16 protein-coding genes are annotated in these 18304 nt (G+C 70.7%); 8 read left to right on the forward strand and 8 right to left on the reverse strand.

Going from position 1 to position 18304, the window contains the following annotated elements; translation table 11 throughout:
* The first annotated feature begins 512 nt into the window (after positions 1–512).
* The 8 genes from Q0053_RS05575 to Q0053_RS05610 all read left to right on the forward strand — a co-directional run bounded on the left by Q0053_RS05575 (position 513) and on the right by Q0053_RS05610 (position 7653).
* A complete protein-coding gene (locus tag Q0053_RS05575; RefSeq protein WP_298097199.1) occupies positions 513–1412 on the forward strand; it encodes a methyltransferase in 900 nt (299 codons plus the stop codon).
* A 154-nt stretch (positions 1413–1566) separates the two neighbouring features.
* Positions 1567–2301, forward strand: coding sequence for a pseudouridine synthase (locus Q0053_RS05580; protein WP_298097201.1), 735 nt, complete (start codon positions 1567–1569; stop codon positions 2299–2301).
* Positions 2298–2939 (forward strand): phosphoribosylanthranilate isomerase, encoded by a 642-nt coding sequence (locus Q0053_RS05585; RefSeq protein ID WP_298097204.1) that lies wholly within the window; start codon positions 2298–2300, stop codon positions 2937–2939. Before Q0053_RS05580 ends, Q0053_RS05585 begins: the two co-directional genes overlap by 4 nt.
* 33 nt (positions 2940–2972) lie before the next feature.
* Positions 2973–4187, forward strand: a complete 1215-nt coding sequence (gene trpB, locus Q0053_RS05590) for a tryptophan synthase subunit beta (protein ID WP_298097207.1) — start codon at positions 2973–2975, stop codon at positions 4185–4187.
* A gap of 3 nt (positions 4188–4190) precedes the next feature.
* Positions 4191–4628 (forward strand): hypothetical protein, encoded by a 438-nt coding sequence (locus Q0053_RS05595; protein ID WP_298097210.1) that lies wholly within the window; start codon positions 4191–4193, stop codon positions 4626–4628.
* A complete protein-coding gene (gene trpA, locus Q0053_RS05600; protein ID WP_298097213.1) occupies positions 4625–5455 on the forward strand; it encodes a tryptophan synthase subunit alpha in 831 nt (276 codons plus the stop codon). Before Q0053_RS05595 ends, trpA begins: the two co-directional genes overlap by 4 nt.
* Positions 5456–5464: 9 nt before the next feature.
* The gene (locus Q0053_RS05605; RefSeq protein ID WP_298097215.1) at positions 5465–6361 is read left to right on the forward strand and encodes an acetyl-CoA carboxylase carboxyltransferase subunit beta; all 897 of its coding nucleotides are present in this window, start codon (positions 5465–5467) and stop codon (positions 6359–6361) included.
* A gap of 5 nt (positions 6362–6366) precedes the next feature.
* Positions 6367–7653, forward strand: a complete 1287-nt coding sequence (locus Q0053_RS05610) for a folylpolyglutamate synthase/dihydrofolate synthase family protein (RefSeq protein WP_298097218.1) — start codon at positions 6367–6369, stop codon at positions 7651–7653.
* A gap of 5 nt (positions 7654–7658) precedes the next feature.
* Here the strand turns inward: Q0053_RS05610 and Q0053_RS05615 are convergent, their stop codons facing one another.
* The 8 genes from Q0053_RS05615 to Q0053_RS05650 form a co-directional block, all read right to left on the reverse strand.
* Positions 7659–7970: a hypothetical protein gene (locus tag Q0053_RS05615; protein ID WP_298097221.1), complete on the reverse strand. Its 312-nt coding sequence runs from the start codon at positions 7968–7970 to the stop codon at positions 7659–7661.
* A 99-nt stretch (positions 7971–8069) separates the two neighbouring features.
* The gene (trxA, locus tag Q0053_RS05620) at positions 8070–8408 is read right to left on the reverse strand and encodes a thioredoxin (protein WP_298097224.1); all 339 of its coding nucleotides are present in this window, start codon (positions 8406–8408) and stop codon (positions 8070–8072) included.
* Positions 8409–8507: 99 nt separating this feature from the next.
* On the reverse strand, positions 8508–12014 hold the full coding sequence (gene addA, locus Q0053_RS05625; RefSeq protein WP_298097228.1) for a double-strand break repair helicase AddA: 3507 nt from the start codon (positions 12012–12014) through the stop codon (positions 8508–8510).
* Positions 12011–15082: a double-strand break repair protein AddB gene (gene addB, locus Q0053_RS05630; RefSeq protein ID WP_298097231.1), complete on the reverse strand. Its 3072-nt coding sequence runs from the start codon at positions 15080–15082 to the stop codon at positions 12011–12013. The genes addA and addB overlap by 4 nt, the downstream gene beginning before the upstream one ends.
* On the reverse strand, positions 15079–15783 hold the full coding sequence (gene murU / locus Q0053_RS05635; RefSeq protein ID WP_298097270.1) for an N-acetylmuramate alpha-1-phosphate uridylyltransferase MurU: 705 nt from the start codon (positions 15781–15783) through the stop codon (positions 15079–15081). The genes addB and murU overlap by 4 nt, the downstream gene beginning before the upstream one ends.
* Positions 15784–15803: 20 nt before the next feature.
* Positions 15804–16892 carry an N-acetylmuramate/N-acetylglucosamine kinase AmgK gene (gene amgK, locus Q0053_RS05640; RefSeq protein ID WP_298097234.1) on the reverse strand — a complete coding sequence of 363 codons (1089 nt, stop codon included), beginning with the start codon at positions 16890–16892 and terminating at the stop codon, positions 15804–15806.
* Complete coding sequence (tsaE, locus tag Q0053_RS05645) at positions 16885–17349, reverse strand: tRNA (adenosine(37)-N6)-threonylcarbamoyltransferase complex ATPase subunit type 1 TsaE (RefSeq protein ID WP_298097237.1); 465 nt, start codon at positions 17347–17349, stop codon at positions 16885–16887. The genes amgK and tsaE overlap by 8 nt, the downstream gene beginning before the upstream one ends.
* Positions 17346–18209 carry a GNAT family N-acetyltransferase gene (locus Q0053_RS05650; protein WP_298097240.1) on the reverse strand — a complete coding sequence of 288 codons (864 nt, stop codon included), beginning with the start codon at positions 18207–18209 and terminating at the stop codon, positions 17346–17348. Before Q0053_RS05650 ends, tsaE begins: the two co-directional genes overlap by 4 nt.
* Positions 18210–18304 lie beyond the last annotated feature (95 nt).

Here is an 18304-nt window from a genome sequence, read left to right on the forward strand (position 1 = left end):
GCCATCCATCGACCTCCGCAAGGACCCCCGAAGTATCCATCCCCCGGGCTTCATCGCTCGACCACAGCCCGCCGACATCGGGGCGCTGGATCCGACGCCCTCCCCACCGACGGGATGGGCAGGAGTCTGGCACGGGGCTCAGCGCGGATGGTTTGTGACGCTGTGTTTTTTGAAAGGTTCGTTAAATCAGAGTGTTGGGCGGGCAGAATATGCTGACAATCGGCGGATGGGTAGCAATCCGTGTCTCCTCCCTGTTCGCGCAGCGAATGGGGAGGGGGACCATCCGAAGGATGGTGGAGGGGTAGGGAGGAGCGTGCGGTCGGCGCCCCTCCACCACGCTACGCGTGGTCCCCCTCCCCGCGAAGCGGGGAGGAGACGAGCGGTCGGCGCCCCTCCACCCTCCTTCGCCTCTGCGAGGCTCCGGACGGTCCCCCTCCCCGCGAAGCGGGGAGGAGACGGGGGGTGCTCCCGTGCGTTTCGCGTCTTGCGCCATTCCGGCTATAGGCGCCGCCATGACTTCTCTTCTCTACGGCCGCCCCCCGGCCGTCTTCGATCCGCCGGGTGCGGCGACCCAGCTTTCGCCCCTGATCCCCGGCTCTACGCCGCTGGAGGATGTGGCCGAAGGCTCGGCGGACGAGATCATGATCCATGCCCCGCCCGGTGTGCTGGAGCGGCGGTATGCGCTGGCGCTGGCGCTCAGGGCGCTGAAGCCCCGCGGGCGGCTCGATGTGATGGCGGCCAAGGACAAGGGTGGGTCCCGGCTCAAGAAGGAGCTGGAAGCCTTCGGCGTCGAGGTCGGGGAGAGCGCCAAGGCGCACCACCGGCGCTGTGTCGTCATCCGGCCAGAGACGGTGACCGGGCTCGATGCCGCCATTGCCGCAGGCGCGCCGCGTCTGCTCGAGGGGCTGGACGCCTGGTCGCAGCCGGGGGTCTTCGCCTGGGACCGGATCGATGCGGGATCGCTGCTGCTGGCCCAGGCCCTGCCGCCGTTGAAGGGGGCGGGGGTCGATCTGGGCTGTGGCTATGGCGCGCTGGCGACGGTGGTGCTGGGCTCGCCGGCGGTGACGTCGCTGCGTCTGGTCGATCTGGACCGGCGGGCGATCGCGGCGGCGCGGAAGAATGTCACCGACCCGCGCGCGACCTTTGAATGGGCCGATGCGCGGACGCTGGAGGATGTCAGCGCGCTGAATTTCGTGGTCAGCAATCCGCCCTTCCATGACGGCGGGGCCGAGGACAAGCGGCTGGGTCAGGCCTTCATCCGCAAGGCCGCCGGCCTGCTGAAGAAGGGCGGGGTGCTCTGGATCGTGGCCAACCGCCACCTGCCCTATGAGGCCGAACTGAAGGACGCCTTCAAACGGGTCGACATGATCGCCGACAGCGGCGGCTACAAGGTGTTCGAGGCGGTGAAGTGAAAACCACAGCTTTCGTCATCCCGGCGAAGGCCGGGACCCAGCGGCGCGCGCAAGCGCGAACCTGTCGCGAACACCGGTGCGTCGTTCATCGCCTCCGCTGCCGCTCCGGCGCCGCTGGGTCCCGGGGTCGCTGCGCGCCCCGGGATGACGAGAGATGAAAACCCCCACCTCCCGCGTCGATAAACTGCTCGGCTCCATGGGCTATGGCTCGCGAACCGAGATGGCGCGGCTGGGCAAGGCCGGCGGGATCGTGCTGGACGGGGTCGATCTGACCGATGTGTCGCGGCGGATACCGGTGACGCCGGACCTGCCGGGGCGGATGGCGATCGATGGTCAGCCGCTGGATCCGGTGCCGGGTCTGGTGATGATGCTGCACAAGCCGCTGGGCATGACCTGTTCGCGCAAGGAGGACGGGGCCCTGGTCTATGACGTCCTGCCGCCCCGTTGGCGGCGGCGCGATCCGGCCATCTCGACCATCGGGCGGCTGGACAAACAGACGACGGGCCTGCTGCTGCTGACCGACGACGGCGACCTGCTGCACCGGGTGATTTCGCCCCGGCGCCATGTGGCCAAGGTCTATCGCGCCACCCTGGCCCGGCCGCTGACCGGAGCCGAGGGCGAGGTGTTTGCTGCCGGGGGTCTGGTGCTGGAGGGGGAGGACAAGCCGCTGTCGCCCGCGGTGCTGGAGGTGTTGTCGCCGACGGAGGCGCGGCTGACGGTGACCGAGGGCCGCTATCATATGGTGCGGCGGATGTTTGCGGCCGTGGGCAATCACGTCGAGGGCCTGCACCGCGAAAGGGTCGGTGGCCTGACCCTGCCGGACGATCTGGCCCCGGGGGACTGGCGGCTGCTGGATCCGGCGCAGATCGAGGCCATATTCGCCGCATGAGCGCCCACGCCAAGATCTGTGGCCTGACCACGCCCGAAGCGCTGGATGCGGCGCTGGATGGCGGTGCGGCCTTTGTGGGGGCGGTGGTGTTTCCGAAAAGCCCCCGCCACATCCACCCGCTGCACGGGGCGACCCTGTTCGAACGGGCGCGGGGAAAAGCGAAGATCGTGGCGGTGACGGTGGACGCCGACGACGCCCTGCTGACGGAGATCGCCCTGATCCTGAAGCCGGACCTGATCCAGCTGCATGGGGCGGAGACGGTTGAGCAGGCCGCGCGGGTGCGGCTGTTGACCGGGGCGGGGATCATCAAGGTCCTGCCGATCCGCCGGGCGGAGGATTTCGCCGGGGCCGAAGACTGGGCGACGGTCGCCGATCATCTGATGTTCGATGCGAAGCCGCCGGAGGGGTCGCACCTGCCGGGCGGGGTCGGGGCAAGGTTCGACTGGAGCCTGCTGGCCGGCCGGGTCTTTGACCGGCCCTGGTTCCTCGCCGGTGGTCTGACCCCGGACAATGTGGCCGAGGCGATTTCCGTGTCCGGCGCGCCCCTGGTGGATGTGTCCTCTGGCGTGGAAACCGCGCCGGGTGTTAAGGACGCGGCCCGGATCACAGCCTTCCTCGAGGCGGTCCGTTCGGCCTGAATTCCGCCGCCTCCCTGCGTGAAAGCTTCCTTCGTGAACGCCATCCTTCCGAACCAGTATTCCATGCCCGACGCCGAGGGCCGTTTCGGCCCCTATGGCGGACGGTTCGTGGCCGAGACCCTGATGCCGCTGGTTCACGAGCTGGACGCGGCCTATGAGGCGGCCAAGGCCGATCCGACCTTCCAGGCCGAGCTGGACGGCTTCCTGACCGACTATGTCGGCCGGCCCAGCCCGATGTACCTGGCCGAGCGACTGACGGCGCACTACGGGGCCGCCGACATCTGGTTCAAGCGCGACGAGCTGAACCATACGGGCGCGCACAAGATCAACAACTGCATGGGCCAGATCCTGCTGGCCATGCGGATGGGCAAGACGCGGATTATCGCGGAAACCGGCGCCGGCCAGCACGGGGTGGCGACGGCGACCGTCTGCGCGCGCTTCGGCCTGGAATGCATCGTCTATATGGGCGCGACCGACGTCGAGCGGCAGATGCCCAACGTCTTCCGCATGAAGCTGCTGGGGGCCGAGGTGGTGCCGGTGACAGCGGGCCGGGCGACCCTCAAGGACGCCATGAACGAGGCGATGCGCGACTGGGTGACCAATGTCGAGGACACCTATTATCTGATCGGCACGGCGGCAGGGCCGCACCCCTATCCGGCCATGGTGCGGGATTTCCAGTCGGTGATCGGGCGCGAGACGCGGGCCTCCATGCTGGCGCGGCGCGGCAAGCTGCCGGACGCGGTGGTTGCGGCGATCGGGGGCGGGTCCAATGCCATCGGCCTGTTCCATCCCTTCATCGACGACGCCGGGGTGCGGCTGATCGGCATCGAGGCGGCCGGGCGCGGGCTGGACGGCCCGGACCATGCGGCCTCGCTGCAGGGCGGACGGCCCGGGGTGCTGCACGGCAACCGCACCTATCTGCTGCAGGATGACGACGGCCAGATCCTCGAGGGCCATTCGATCTCGGCCGGGCTCGACTATCCGGGCATCGGGCCGGAGCACGCCTGGCTCAAGGACATCGGCCGGGCCGAATACCGCGCCGCCACCGATGTCGAGGCGCTGGAGGCCTTCCAGCTGTGCTCGAAACTGGAGGGGATCATCCCTGCGCTGGAGCCCAGCCATGCGCTGGCCCGGATCGGCGAGATCGCGACGGAAGTGGGCAAGGGCGGGGATGTCGTGCTCAATATGTGCGGACGGGGCGACAAGGACATCTTCGCCGTGGCGAAGCATCTGGGCGTGGAGTTGTAGAGCATGAAGATCGTGATGATGGCTGCGGTGACGGCCCTTCTGGCCGGGCCGGCGATGGCGCAGACCCCGGCACCCCTGCAGGTCGACATTCCGGAACTGCCGACGGCGGTCGCGGACCCGACCTGCGGCGGCAAGGTCGGCCTGGCCCAGCAGGCCCTGTGCGTGATGACCACCCAGGGTGCCATCGGCGCCCTGGTCGACACCTACAGCGAGGCCTTCCGCCTGCAGAACTGGCTGGCTGCGGGCGGGGAAGACAATCGGGTCGTCTATGTGCGCCGCCGCGCTGAAGGCGGCTGCGACGGCTTCCAGATGCTGGCCTTTGCCGATGAGTCGCGGGCCCCCGGACCGGCCGAACCGGCCTGGCTGGCCTTTGCGGCCATTCCCGGCGACGTCTGCGCGGCCCGGCCGGCCGCTGCGGCGACCCCCGCGCCGGCGCAATGACCACTGCGCGTATCGACGCCCGCTTCGCTGCGCTCAAGGCCGAGGGCCGGGCCGGGTTCGTGGCCTATGTCATGGCCGGGGATCCGACGCGGGATGAGGCGCTGCAGATCCTGCGCGGCCTGCCGGCCGCCGGGGCCGATCTGATCGAACTGGGCTTTCCCTTTTCCGATCCGATGGCCGAGGGACCGCCGATCCAGCGCGCGGCGCTGCGCGGTCTCAAGGCCGGGCTGACGCTGAAGGGGACCCTGGCCCTGGCCGCGGACTTCCGCGCCGGGGATGCCGACACGCCGGTGATCCTGATGGGCTATCTCAATCCGATCGAGAGCTATGGCCATGCCGCCTTCGCCCGCGATGCGGCGGCCAGCGGCGTCGACGGGGTGATCGTGGTCGACTGCCCGCCGGAAGAGGCCGGGCCGCTGTCGGATGCACTGGATGCCGCCTCGGTGTCCCTGATCCGGCTGGCCACCCCGACCTCGGACGATGCGCGGCTGAAGCGGATCGCCGAGCGCACCTCGGGCTTTGTCTACTATGTCTCGGTCGCCGGCGTGACCGGGGTCAAGGAGGCCCAGACCCTGTCCGTCGCCCCCGCCGTGGAGCGGGTGCGCAAGGCCTCGGGCCTGCCCGTTGCCGTGGGGTTTGGCGTGAAGACGCCGGAGCGCGCGGCCGAGATCGCCCGGGTCGCCGATGCAGTTGTGGCCGGCTCGGTGCTGGTCGACGAGGTCGCGGCGGCCCTTGAGGCGAATGAACCCGCCGTCCCGCGCGTTCTGGCGAAGGTGAAGGCCCTGGCCGACGCGGTGCGGGGTGCGCGGGTCACGGAAACGGTTTAAAGCGCGTCCATGGCTGACAAGACCCCTCCCAAACCCCAGGAAAAACGCGGCGGCTGGCTGAGCCGTTTCGCGCCCGGCGTTCGCAAGATCGTCAGCCGGCGCGACACGCCCGACAATCTCTGGGTCAAGGACCCGGATTCCGGCGAGATGCTGTACCGCCCCGATCTGGAGGCCGCCCTGTGGGTGACGCCCTCGGGCCGGCATATGCGGATCGACGCCCCGACCCGGCTGCGCGCCACCTTCGACGACGGCGACTATGAGCCGATCGAGACCCCGGAGGTGCCCGAAGATCCGCTGAAATTCTCGGACGGCAAATCCTACAAGGACCGGCTGGCCGCCGCCCGCAAGGCCGCAGGCCGCAAGGACACCATGGCCATCGGTTTCGGCACCCTGGACGGGACCGAGGCGGTGGTGATCGTCCAGGACTTCACCTTCATGGGCGGTTCGCTGGGCATGGCGGCGGGCGAGGCCTTTATCGCGGCGGCCCGGGCGGCGATCGGGCGCGGTGTGCCCCTGGTCTGTTTCACCGCCGCCGGCGGGGCGCGGATGCAGGAAGGCGCCCTCAGCCTGATGCAGATGGCCCGCACCACCCTGGCCATCCAGGAACTGAAGGCGGCACAACTGCCCTTCGTCGTGGTCCTGACCGACCCGACGACCGGCGGCGTGACCGCCAGCTACGCCATGCTCGGCGATGTGCATCTGGCCGAGCCCGGTGCCCTGATCGGCTTTGCCGGGCCGCGGGTGATCGAGGCGACCATCCGCGAGAAGCTTCCACCCGGCTTCCAGCGCGCCGAATATCTGCAGGAAAAGGGCATGGTCGACCGGGTCGTCGCCCGCGCCGACCTGCCGGTCGTTCTGGGCCGGATCCTGTCGATGCTGATGGGCGGGAAGCGCCGGGCGGCCTGATCGCCTTGGACCCGATCTCCGCGAGACTGAGGCAGCGCCATCCGCAGCGGATCGACCTGTCGCTGGACCGGATGCGCATCCTGTGTGCGGCGCTGGGTGATCCGCAGGACCGGCTGCCGCCGGTGGTCCATGTGGCCGGCACCAACGGCAAGGGTTCGACCGTCGCCTTCATCCGCGCCATCGCCGAGGCGGCGGGACTCAGGGTCCATACCTATACCTCGCCCCATCTGGTGCGGTTCAATGAACGGATCCGGCTGGCGGGTCAGTTGATCGGGGACGAGGCCCTGAATGCCGTCCTCGATCGGGTCGAGGCGGCCATAGACCGCGGGGGCAGCGAGGCGACGGTGTTCGAGAGCACCACGGCCGCGGCCTTTGTGGCCATGAGCGAGACCCCGGCGGACCTGGCCATTGTCGAGGTCGGCCTCGGCGGCCGGCTGGATGCCACCAATGTCATCGATCGGCCGCTGCTCAGCGTCATCACCCCGGTCGACCTCGACCACGCGGAATTCCTCGGCACCGACCTGGGTGGGGTGGCGGGCGAGAAGGCGGGCATATTGAAGGCCGGCGCGCGCGGCCTGATCGCGCGTCAGGCCGGGCCGGCCATGGTGGTCATCGAGGCGGCGGCGCGGGTCGTGCACGCACCTCTGACCGTCATGGGGGTCGATTTCGACGCCTGGGCCGAGCGCGGCGGCCTGTCGTTCCAGGACCAGGAGCGGTTTCTGGACCTGCCGGCCCCGGCCCTGACCGGTCCGCACCAGATCGACAATGCCGGGCTGGCCATTGCGGTCGCCCTCGAGCTCGACCTGCCAGAGGCGGCCATCGCCGGGGGCCTGCAATCCGTGCGCTGGCCGGCGCGGATGCAGCGGCTGACGGCGGGCCCCTATGGCGAGGCGGCGCGGGCGGCCGATGCGGAGCTGTGGCTGGACGGCGGGCACAATCCCCATGCGGGCGCGGCCCTGGCCGTCGCGCTCGAAGGGCGACAGGCGCGGGCCCCCCGGCCCCTGGCCCTGATCGTCGGCATTCTGGCCAACAAGGACGCCGGCGGCTTCTTCGCGGCGCTCAGCCGGTCAGGCGCGGCAGTCTTCACCGTGCCGTTCGACGGGGCGGCGGCCGAGCCGGAGGCCCTGGCGGCGGTAGCGCGGGGGCACGGCCTCGGGGCGACGGCCTGTGCCTCGGTCGAGGAGGCGTTGAGCCGGGCCCTGCGGCTCGGTGCCGGCCGGGTCCTGATCTGTGGCTCGCTGTATATGGCGGGCGAGGTGCTGGGGGCCAGCCGGGAGACCTGGCCGGACTGAAGAGATCAGCCGTTGGGTCCGGCCGGCGTCGCCGTGACCCCTTCGTCGGGCATGCGCATTCTCTGCATCGAGCGCATGAACTCCCGGGTCTGCTGGTCCTGGACCCCGGCCCGGGGAACGTCGCGGCAGACGCGCTGCTGCATGTTCGAGCCTGTGGCGCGCTCCAGTCGGCAGACGCGGCGGGTGTCGCCCTCCGCTCCGGGGGGCGCGGTGGCGGGCCGCGCCTCGGCCGGGGGCGGGGTTCCGGCGATGACGGCGACCTGACCGCCGTCAAACAGCAGGGCGGTGGCGAACAGGGCGGTGACCAGCATGATCATGCTCCAGCATCCAGTGTGATGGCCGGCAGCAGAACACCGATCCCCGGGCCGGGCAAGTTACGATAACGACAGGCGGTCTGAACGGACCCGGCGCAAGGATCAGGCGGCAGACGGGCCGATGCCGGCCTCGGCCAGCCATTCGACGATCTTGCCCTTGGGCATGGCGCCGACCTTCATCGCCGCCATCTGGCCGTCCTTGAACAGCATCAGGGTCGGAATACCCTTCACGCCCAGCCGGGACGGGATCATCGGACTGTCGTCGATATTGACCTTGGCGATCACGACCTGACCGGCCAGTTCATCGGCGATCTGCTCCAGGGCCGGGCCGATCTGTTTGCAGGGGCCGCACCATTCGGCCCAGAAATCGACCAGAACAGGCACGGACGCCTTGAGGACGTCGGCTTCGAAACTGTCGTCGGTGACCTTGACGGTGGCCATGGGGATCTTTCTCCGGATCGGCGGGACATCATGGAGTGATTCCGGCGCTTCGACAGCCGATGTGGGGCGTGTGGCCGGCCAAATCAACGGGCGTGCGGGTCAGGCCTCGAGGGCCGCCTCCATCATCGCCCGGGGCACCGCCATCAGCTGTGGCCCGTCGGTCCAGACCAGGGCGGCCTCGATCGGACGGTCCGGATACAGACGCGCCAGGATCGCCGCATAGACGGCCAGCTGGCGCACATAGGCCAGGTCTGCGTCCTCGATCCGGGCGGGGGCCGGGCGGTTGGTCTTGTAGTCGATGACCAGCACCCGGTCGGGCGTGACCACCAGCCGGTCCATCCGCCCCGAGACGGCGGTCGTCCCGACCGAACCGGTCAGGGCCACCTCGGGCCGGGAGCCGGACCCGAAGACCGGGGCGAACCGGTCGTCGTCCAGGACCCGGAAGGCGGATTCGATCATTTCGGCCCGCTGGTCGTCGTCGAGGTCCCGCTCCCGGGACAGCATCCTTGCCGCCGCATCCGGGCGTTCGGCCGGGGGAATATCGGGCAGCCGCTCCAGCAGCCGGTGGATCAGGTCACCACGCCGGAACCGGCCCAGCGGCGCACCCGGCCCGGCGGTGGTGGCCAGGGGGGAGGGGGCGGGGGTGCCGGCAGGCTCGTCGAGGCGTGAGGGGGAGGCCCGCCGGTCCGCATCCTCGCGGGCCGGTTCCGCCATCAGCCAGGACGGCAGCGGCACTGCCACGGTCGGGCCCGCGGCGACCTGTGCCATGGGTACGGGATCGGCCCCGAACCGTCGGGCCGGACCGGAGGCGGTCTGGACGTCGCGTACGCCGTCCATCGTGTCGAAGGCCCGGGCGACCGGACCCCACCAGGCCTTCATCTTGGAGACGACGTTCTCGATCTTGCGGTTCGAGGCGATGCGGCCGCCGATGATCAGCCGGTCCCGGGCGCGGGTCAGGCCAACATAGAGCAGCCTCAAGGACTCCTCCCTGTTCAGCGTCTTGCGCCGCTCGCGCGCTTCGGCAGAGGCGTCACAGTCGCGGTCCTTGGCCCCGCACCACAGGAACCCGCCGTCGCCGGTCTCCAGCAGGGCATCCCCCGTCGGCTCGTCGAAAATGGTGTCGGGCAGGATGACGATCGGGGCCTCCAGCCCCTTGGACGAGTGGGCGGTCATGACCCGCACCTCGCCGCGCGGCTCGTCCATCTCGCGTTTGACGGTCTGGTTGATGGCGGCCAGGTCGGCGCAGAACCGCTCCAGGTCGGTGACGCCGCGCGCTTCGGCCGCCCGCGCCTGATCCAGGAAGGCATCGAGGGCATCCGCCGCCTCGCCGCCCAGCCGGGTCATGAAGCGCTGGCGCACGGTCAGGCCGCGGGCGTCGCGCCGGTTCAGCAGTCGGGCGTAAAGGTCGAACGGCGCGCGGACCCGGGCCTCGGCGCGGAACCAGCGGATCAGGACGCGCGCTGCGGTCCATTCCGGCCGTTCTTCGGCCCTGTCCCGGAGGGTCCGCCACAGGGAACCGGCCCGACCCTGGGCCAGATCGAACACGCCGTCTTCCCCGACATCGCAAAGCGGACTGCGCAACAGGCCGGCCAGGGTCAGGTCATCCTCGGGATAGAGGGCGGTGCGGCCGAGGGCCAGCAGGTCCTCGAACACCGGGTGTTCGGCCAGTTTCAACCGGTCGGCGCCGGCGACCGGGATGCCTGACCGCTTCAGGGCGCGCAGGATTTCCTCGAACATCGGGCCGCGCTTCTTGACCAGGATCAGCACATCGCCCCAGTCGGCGGGCCGCCAGGCCTGCCGGTCGTCTGCATTCCTGGCGTGGACGCCTTCGCCCTTTTCGACGATGCCCCTGACCTCGACGACGATCCGCTCGGCCACCCGCCGTCGCGCGCCCTGACCGGCTCCGGTGTCCAGCGGCTCATCCCAGGCGCGACGGTCGTCGGCGGGGTCGTCCTTTTCCTCAGGCCAGAGGTCCACGGTCCCGGGACGGTCGGCTCGCCCGGCGGTATGGCGCACGACCACATCGACCCGGTCTCCGATCTCGCCCCGGCCCGGGCTGAGAGCCTGGGCATGGTCGGGGACGGCAAAGACCTCGTCGACGAAGGCCAGCACCTCGGGCGTCGAGCGCCAGGATTGCAGCAGTTCGACCGTCTCGAACGATCGACCGGCCGCGCCCGCCATCCGGCGATAGCCCTGGCTCTCGGCCAGCAGCCGTTCCGGGGCGGCACCCTGGAAGGAGAAGATCGACTGTTTCTCATCGCCGACGACGAAGACGGTGCGCTCGCGGCCGTCCTCGCGGGCCCCGGCCCCGGCGAAGAATTCGCCGGTCAGGGCGCGGGCGATGTCCCACTGGTCGGGCGAGGTGTCCTGGGCCTCGTCGATCAGCAGATGGTCGATCCCGTCCAGTTTGAAGAGCACCCAGGCCGCGCCGGGCCCCTCGCCCTCGGTCAGCAGGGTGCGGGCACGCACGATCAGATCGGCGAAATCCAGCGCACCGGTGGCCGTCTTGGCGGCCGCATAGGCCTGGGCATAGGTCCCGGCCAGGGTCAGGGCGTGGGTGGTCTCGGCTGCGACCCGGGCAGCGCGCAGGCGCTCGGCTGTCGCGGCCACCCGGTCTCGCTGTTCGACCAGCCAGTCGGTCAGCCCCGGTTCCGCCTTGGCCGCCGCGCTCGTCGCGCACCAGGCGGCCGGCGCGCCCTTCTGCGTCAGGAAGATGTCGGCCAGGTCGGAGAAGCCGCCGCCGCCCGACCGGACCGCTTCGACGAAGGTCTGGATCGCACCTGCACGGGCCTTGTCCTTGACACCCTTGGCGCGGCCGAGGGCCTCAGCGGCGCGGAGCCAGCGGTCGGTATCGATCGTGGCGGGATCCAGCGCTGCGGCCTCGATGGTCTCGGCGTCGGCCCCGGCCGCGTCGTCGAAGCCGACCGAGCGAGCGACGAAATCGGCCAGTCCACCCTCGCTTTCGGCGTGTTCGACATAGGCTCCGAGGGCCGCCCGTCTGGCCTCGAACACCGTGAACATGGTCTCGAAGTCCTCATGGGCCAGGGTCTCGCTCATGGCCCCATAGGCGTCGGTCAGGGCCGGCCAGGCCCCGCTCAGGGAAGCGCGGGCCAGGGCCTCGCGGGCAATGGCCGAAACCGCAGCGGCCTCGGTGTCGTCGATGACCCGGAAGCCCGGCGACACCCCGGCCTCGATGGGGAAGCGGCGCAACAGCTGTTCGCAGAAAGCGTGGATGGTCTGGATCTTCAACCCGCCGGGCGTTTCGAGGGCGCGGGCGAACAGGGCGCGGGCACGCGACAGGCCGTTGCGATCATAGGTTCCGGTGTCGCGGGCCTCCAGCTTGCCGAGGTCCCGGCGCAGGTCGTCGTCGGTGGCCACGGCCCAGGCCCCGAGACGCTGATAGAGACGGCGCTGCATCTCCGCTGCGGCCGCCTTGGTGAAGGTCAGGCAGAGGATGGCGTCCGGCTTCGAGCCGTCGAGCAGCAGGCGGGCCACCCGGTCGACCAGGGTGGTGGTCTTGCCCGACCCGGCATTGGCCATGACGAAGGCGTTGATCGCCGGATCGGCGGCACGGGCCTGGGGGGAGATGGAGCCGACCGGGGTCATTCTTCCTCCGTCTCTGCCTCATCGGCGATCGACCATTCCCGCACGCGAGCCAGGTGGTCGTAGTCCGAGAAGGCGCGCTGGGCGAACGGGGGGGCCAGACGTGAGACATAGGGCTTTTCGGCCCGCTCATAGGTGGCGATCAGCCGGTTCAGTCCCTCAAGCGCCTCATCCACCGTGACCTCAACCGGCTGGGTGTCCGTCTTCTGGGCATCGCCGCTGCGGTCGACCTCGGTCGCCGGCGGGCGGCGTCCCGTGACCGTGACATAAAGCAACTGCCCGGGCTCGGGGGTGCCGAGGCCGGGAAAACCGCCGGCGCGGGCGATGGCCGCCGTCAGGGACAGCTGGGGCGAAAAGCCGGTTCGAACCTGTTTCCAGCTCGGGGCTCCGCCGGTCTTGAAATCCATCACCGTCAGCCGACCGTCGTGCAGCTCCAGCCGGTCGGCCCGGGCGCTGAGGCGGAAGGGCTCGCGCGGGGCGTCGATCTCCATGACGCCGCGTTGTTCGATCAGGATGGCGGCCCCGTCGGCCCGTCTTGCGACCTCGAAGCCGACGGCCCAGGCGGCGACATTGCGGGCCAGCACGCTTTCGCGCGCCAGGCCGGCGTCGGGCATGCCGCCGTCGCGCAGCCGGTCGAGGTAGAGGCCGACGAAGGTTTCGGAGGCCGTGGCGGGGTTCAGGGTCGGCCAGGCCTCGGCGAACTCCTCCAGTGCCGCATGGATGGCGGTGCCGCGCAGACGGGCGTCGACGCGCTCGTCGGGTCGGGCCAGGGCCTCCAGTCCGAGGATGAAGCGGGCATAGGTGGCATAGGGGTCGCGCACCCACTCCTCGATCCGGGTCACCGACAGCCGGCGCGGGCGCAGGGCGACGGGCGGGGTCGGGGCCGGGCGTGACGCGGGCAACAGGGTCGGCGGCGGCACCGGGTCGGCGGCGTCGAGCGCGCGGGCCATGGCCAGGATGTCGGGGCGACCGGGCAGGGCGCGACCGGCCCCGCCCACCAGGGTTTCCAGCCGCCACAGCCAGCGCGACTTGACCGAGGGCTGCCCGCCCCGCCGCTCGGTGTGCAGCAGAATGACCTCGGGGGCGCAGGCGGACTGGGCGAAATCGTGGGCGGACAGGCCGATCCGGCGCTCGGGCGGGGGCAGGCCCAGGGTCTTGCGCATGGGGCGCGACAGAAAGGGATCGATCGGGGCCCCGCGCGGCCAGACGCCCTCCTCCATCCCGGCCAGGATCATCCGGTCGGCGCGCGCCAGCCGCGCTTCGATGGCGCCGAGAATGAACAGGCGCGGATGGGCGGCCCCGCCCGTGCGAACGATCTCGGCCGCGACCAGGCCGGAAATCAGCCGGGCGAAATCCGGTCCGGACAGGGGTTCCAGGCCGGCCCCGTCGGTGATCAGGCCGGACAGCATCCGCGCCGCTGCCTCGCCCTCGGCCCCGCGCCAGGCGGAGTCGGTGACGCCGGTCTCGTCGCAGGCCATTCGCTCCAGCGCCTGCACCAGGGCGGTGGCGGCCTGATCGACCGGTGCGGACCCGGCCGCGAAAACCGCCAGCCAGGGTTCCAGAGCGTCCCGTAGCCGGGACAACAGGCGTTCGGCCGCCTCGTTCGCCACCAGCCAGGCCGGCGGGCGGGCGTGGCCGAACCGGGGCGCGCGGGACCGGTCGAGCTGACGCGCGATGGCGGTCCAGTCACCGGGGCGGGGCCCGCGCAGGCCCTGAAGCTCAAGCCCGGAGGCCTGGTCGGCCAGGGTGCGGGCCTCCAGACCCAGCCGGACCAGCGGATGTTTGAGCAGCGCCAGCAGGGTTGCGCCGCTGAACGGTTCACCGACCAGATCCGCCATCAGGGACAGCAATACGCCGACGGGGGTGATCGACAGGGGCGTGCCGGCGGAGGAATCGGCCTCCAGTCCCCAGCGCGACAGCCGGGCCTGGACCCGGCGGGCGAACAGCGGGTCGGGGGTGACCAGGGCGGTGGTCTTGCCCGGTGTCTCCAGGGCCTCACGCATCAGCACGGCCGCGACCGCGGCGGCCTCTTCCTCGGCGCGGGCCGTGATCAGGGTCAGGCCTTCCAGACCCTCGGCGACGGGGTCGCCCGGCTCGCGGCCCATGGCCTCGATGGTGTTGCGCCAGTCGGCGGTGGCCCGGGGCGGGGTCAGGGCCTCGGCAATCAGGCGGCGGCGGGCCGAGGGCACAGGCCCGGCGCCCGCGCCCCAGACGGCGACCTGGTCGCGGGTGATGTCATGGCGCAGCAGCAGGTCCTTCAGCGCCCCCTGGGGATGTTGCACATCCAGCTCATTCCAGGCCTCGAGCGGGAGAGTTTGATCCAGTCCCGGCAGGACGACACAGCCCTGCGGCGCGCGGGCGGCGGCTCCGATGACGTCGGCAGCCGCGGGAGCCGTGCCGGTCGATCCGGCCACGATCAGGGGCTGGGTCGGCGGCCGGGCGGTCCAGGCCTCGGCCAGACGCCGCAGCAGCAGGGTGCGGCGGGCGGCGGGGTCCATCAGGCCCAGTTCCGCCAGGCGCAACGGCCATTGCTCGACCGCGATGGCGAGGAAGGCGGCCGTGTCGAGCCAGTGCTGGGCCAGGTCCGCCTCAACGAGGTCGGCAACACGTCCCATATCCGGGACTTCCTCGATCTGGCAGGAATCGAGAAAGGCCCCGAGGGCGTCGGCCAATTCCAGCGCATGGAGGGGAGAGGCGGCGGCGCGGGGGTCATGGGCCGCCACCAGCCGCGCCATCTCGAAGCGCCGGGCCAGGGGGGCGATCGCGGGGCGCAGGTCCAGGCCGATGTCGCCGGGCGCGAAGGGCGGTTCGTCCTCTTCCAGATCGCCGAGCGGCCGGACCTGGGGCAGGAGGATGGGCCGCCCGCCCGCCTGACGGGACAGGGCGGCGGTAAAGGCCCGCGCGGCGCGGCGGTTGGGCAGCAGGATGACGGCGTCAGACAGGGTCTCGGGCGGATGGTCGCCGAGCCAGTCCAGAACCCCGGCGGCCAGATCGTCGAGAAAAGGCCGCTGGGCCTCGATCGCATACCAGCGCGGGCCCGTACCGGAAAAGGGATCGAAACGGGCGGTCATCCGCCGGCCAGTTTCGTCTCGGCCGCATCCCGGGCGGCGGGGTCGCCGACATGCATCCAGTCGCCGTCCAGCACACAGCCGTAAAGCCGCCCCGCCGCGGCTGACCGGCGCCAGAAGCCGCTCAGGGAAAAGGGGCCGTCGGGGCCGTCGGCGACATAGTCGGGCCGGCAGATGTGCACGCCCATATAGGCGTAGGGTGCCTCGGCCGCCTCGCCGCGGAAGGTCAGGCGGCCGTCCCCGGCGAGGAAGAAATCGCCACCGCCCTCGAAGCCGATCGAGCCCTCGCGTCGTGCGAGAAGAAGGGCCGCATCCATGATTGACGGATTCCACAGCCGCGCGAGTTGATTCAGGGCCGTGTCGCCGGGCGCGCTGTTGTCGGTCCAGACACTGTCGATATTGGCGACAAAGACCGGGTCCGCGCCCAGCAGCGCGGCGGCCTTCTTCAGGCCCCCACCCGTTTCCAGCAGTTCGGCGCGCTCGTCGGAGATGAGGATTTCGGGCCTGCCGGCGCGCGCTGCGAGGTGGGATTCCAGCCGCTCGGCGAACCAGTGGACATTGACGACGGCGCGCTCGACGCCCGACTCGCCCAGACGGCGAAGCACATGGTCGATCAGGGCCGCCCCGCCGACCTCGACCAGGGCCTTGGGCCGGTCGTCGGTGAGGGGCCGCATCCGGGTGCCGAGGCCGGCGGCAAGGACCATGGCGGTCGTGGGAGCCGGGCTCATCCTCGCAGCCCTGCGGGGACGTGGCGGTCGAACCAGGCCGCGATGGTCTCCAGCCCGGGCTTGCGCAGATTGGCGTTCAGATGTGCCCACATACGCGGCATGAAGGCGCGATAGCGGGGCTTGCCGTCGCGGGCAACCAGCCGGGCGAAGACCCCGAGGATGCGCGCCTCGTTCAGCGCGGCGAGGGCGGCATAGTCGCGGCGGTAGACCTCCCGGTCGACCATCATCACATCGAAATAATGCTCCAGGGCGACCGTCTCCAGTTCGGGCGGCACATCGCGACGGGCGTCCTGCAGCAGGGAGTGCAGGTCCCAGACGGGATGGGCCAGAACCGCATCCTGGAAGTCGATCAGTCCGACCCGTCGATGGTGGGTCCGGTCGGGCAGCCAGATCAGGTTCTCGGCGTGGTAGTCGCGGTGGGCCATGACCCAGGCCTTCTGCTCTCCCATGGCCGTGACGGGCGCCCAGGCCTCATGCCAAGCCTCGAGGGTGGCCGGTCCGAAGTCGAGTTCGGGAAAGAGTTTCGGCATCCACTGCACGAAAAGGTCCGCGCCACCCTGAAGCGCGACGGCGTCATAGGTCAGCAGCGGCCAGCCGCCGCCGGGACCCGGCATCACCCCGGGCTGGAGCCCTGCCATATGCAGCCTGGCGATCGCGTCCACGGCGGCCAGATAGAGCGGCACCTGCGGCTCCCCGTCCTCGATCACCCGGGCGAACAGATCGTCACCGAAATCCTCGATCACGGCCAGGCCGCCGGGGGCGTCGAGCGCCACGATCTCCGGTGCCGAGAGCCCTGCGTCGCGCAGGTGTTGGGCCACGGCCGCGAAGGCCTCGATCCGGCCGGCCGACAGCCGGGCCACGGCATTCCAGCCGGACGCATGACGCTGGGCCGGGCTCCAGTCGGGGTCACAGGGATGAGACTCTGTGGCCGGCGGCTGATCCATCAACATCAGGGTCGAGCCGGACGGCGTGGTCAGCCGCTCATAACGGCGCGTCGAGGCGTCGCCGGCCAGCGGCGTGCGCACGGCGTCGGCGAGGCCGGCCGATCTCAGAAAATCCAGACGATGGTGTTCGCGGTCAGACATGCAGATCCTTCAGCTTGGCGTCCCATGCCCCTACGCCAGAAACGGTCGCATGCCGGCCATCACCCGCTTCGGCCAGGGTCACGGTGAGCCGGTCCGGCCCCAGCCAGGCCGCCGGATCGTCGCCCAGCCGCTCGGGCCATTCAATCACGGCGCAGCCGTCGTCGAGCGCCTCGTCCAGCCCGATCTCTGCCGCCTCTTCGGGTCGGGTCAGGCGATAGAGGTCGAAATGGGCCACCGGCGGCGCGCTTTCGTAGAACTGCACCAGGGTGAAGGTGGGGGACGGGACGTCCTCGTCGGGCCGGGTCAGGGCGCGGATCAGGCCGCGCGCCAGGGTCGACTTGCCCATGCCCAGCGGCCCGTAGAGCAGGACCGCCTCGCCCGGCGCCAGCCCGCGCGCGATCGCGGCACCCAGACGGGTCGTGGCCCCGGCGTCCGGCAGGGTCCAGTCCCGGCTCATGCGAAATCGGCATCCGGCTGTTCGGGCAGGACCCGTTCGGTGAAGGTCTTGAGCCCGCCGGTCGCCCGGGCCGCATCGATATCGAGCCGGGCGGGCGGGATCGGCTTACCGACCTTGAGCCGGAAGGTCGCCTTCCGCTTGTTCAGCAGTTCGTGGAAGAGGGTGATGTCGCGCAACTCCTCCGACACCCGGTCGAACAGGTGAAACAGGGTCGAATCGGGACCCGCGACATGGATGGGCACGACCGGGGCGTCATATTTGCGGGCCAGGGACGCGGCTGTCTGGGCCCATTCCGGATCGGTCAGGGAGCCGTCCTTCGCCACGCGCGACAGCCGGCCGGCCGGGAACAGGACCACGCAGCGATCAGCCTCGAAGGCCTCCCGGGCCGCCGCCAGGGTGGCGCGGGTCTTTTCGCGGTTGCGCTTGGCCACCACCCATTCGACCGGGATGACGGCCTCGCCCAGACGCGGCGAGACCCTGAGCGCATCGGCATTGGCGAAGAAGATCGCATCGGCGCGACGGGCCCTAACGGCGTCGAAGACGGCGATTCCGTCGGCGATTCCGGTCGGGTGGTTGGCCACGACGATGCAGCGGCCGGTAGCCGGAATCCGCTCGGGACTCCTCACCTCGACCCGCAGGTCCATCAGCGCGCTCATATAGTCGAGCGCCCCGGCCCCGGACAGCGGCCTGACCGCATCGGCCATGTCCACGGCGGCCCGGTAGTTCAGCAGTTTGTAGAGGACCGGCCGGATCACCGGCCAGAACAGGGACCGGGTCAGACGCGGCGCGCGCTCGGCGATCAGCACGTCGACAATGTGCGGTTCGCGGCGGGTCGGCATGGGGGCGTCGGTCTCGGTCATTGACCCGGTTGTCGCCGCTCCGGACGGTCGCCGCAAGCGTCAACCTGGCCTCCTGTCTTTGCCCGGCGTCATGCCGGTGCTACCCCTTTGCATGG

The sequence above is a fragment of the Brevundimonas sp. genome (assembly GCF_027487935.1).
Classification (GTDB): Bacteria; Pseudomonadota; Alphaproteobacteria; order Caulobacterales; family Caulobacteraceae; genus Brevundimonas.

Coding starts and splice junctions, on each gene's coding strand:
- Q0053_RS05605 (WP_298097215.1), top strand. CDS start 5,465: ATGGCTGACAAGACCCCTCCCAAACCCCAGGAAAAACGCGGCGGCTGG.
- Q0053_RS05650 (WP_298097240.1), bottom strand. CDS start 18,209: ATGACCGAGACCGACGCCCCCATGCCGACCCGCCGCGAACCGCACATT.
- murU (WP_298097270.1), bottom strand. CDS start 15,783: ATGGTCCTTGCCGCCGGCCTCGGCACCCGGATGCGGCCCCTCACCGAC.
- amgK (WP_298097234.1), bottom strand. CDS start 16,892: ATGTCTGACCGCGAACACCATCGTCTGGATTTTCTGAGATCGGCCGGC.
- Q0053_RS05580 (WP_298097201.1), top strand. CDS start 1,567: ATGAAAACCCCCACCTCCCGCGTCGATAAACTGCTCGGCTCCATGGGC.
- Q0053_RS05615 (WP_298097221.1), bottom strand. CDS start 7,970: ATGATCATGCTGGTCACCGCCCTGTTCGCCACCGCCCTGCTGTTTGAC.
- trxA (WP_298097224.1), bottom strand. CDS start 8,408: ATGGCCACCGTCAAGGTCACCGACGACAGTTTCGAAGCCGACGTCCTC.
- tsaE (WP_298097237.1), bottom strand. CDS start 17,349: ATGAGCCGGGACTGGACCCTGCCGGACGCCGGGGCCACGACCCGTCTG.
- addB (WP_298097231.1), bottom strand. CDS start 15,082: ATGACCGCCCGTTTCGATCCCTTTTCCGGTACGGGCCCGCGCTGGTAT.
- trpA (WP_298097213.1), top strand. CDS start 4,625: ATGACCACTGCGCGTATCGACGCCCGCTTCGCTGCGCTCAAGGCCGAG.
- Q0053_RS05595 (WP_298097210.1), top strand. CDS start 4,191: ATGAAGATCGTGATGATGGCTGCGGTGACGGCCCTTCTGGCCGGGCCG.
- Q0053_RS05575 (WP_298097199.1), top strand. CDS start 513: ATGACTTCTCTTCTCTACGGCCGCCCCCCGGCCGTCTTCGATCCGCCG.
- Q0053_RS05585 (WP_298097204.1), top strand. CDS start 2,298: ATGAGCGCCCACGCCAAGATCTGTGGCCTGACCACGCCCGAAGCGCTG.
- addA (WP_298097228.1), bottom strand. CDS start 12,014: ATGACCCCGGTCGGCTCCATCTCCCCCCAGGCCCGTGCCGCCGATCCG.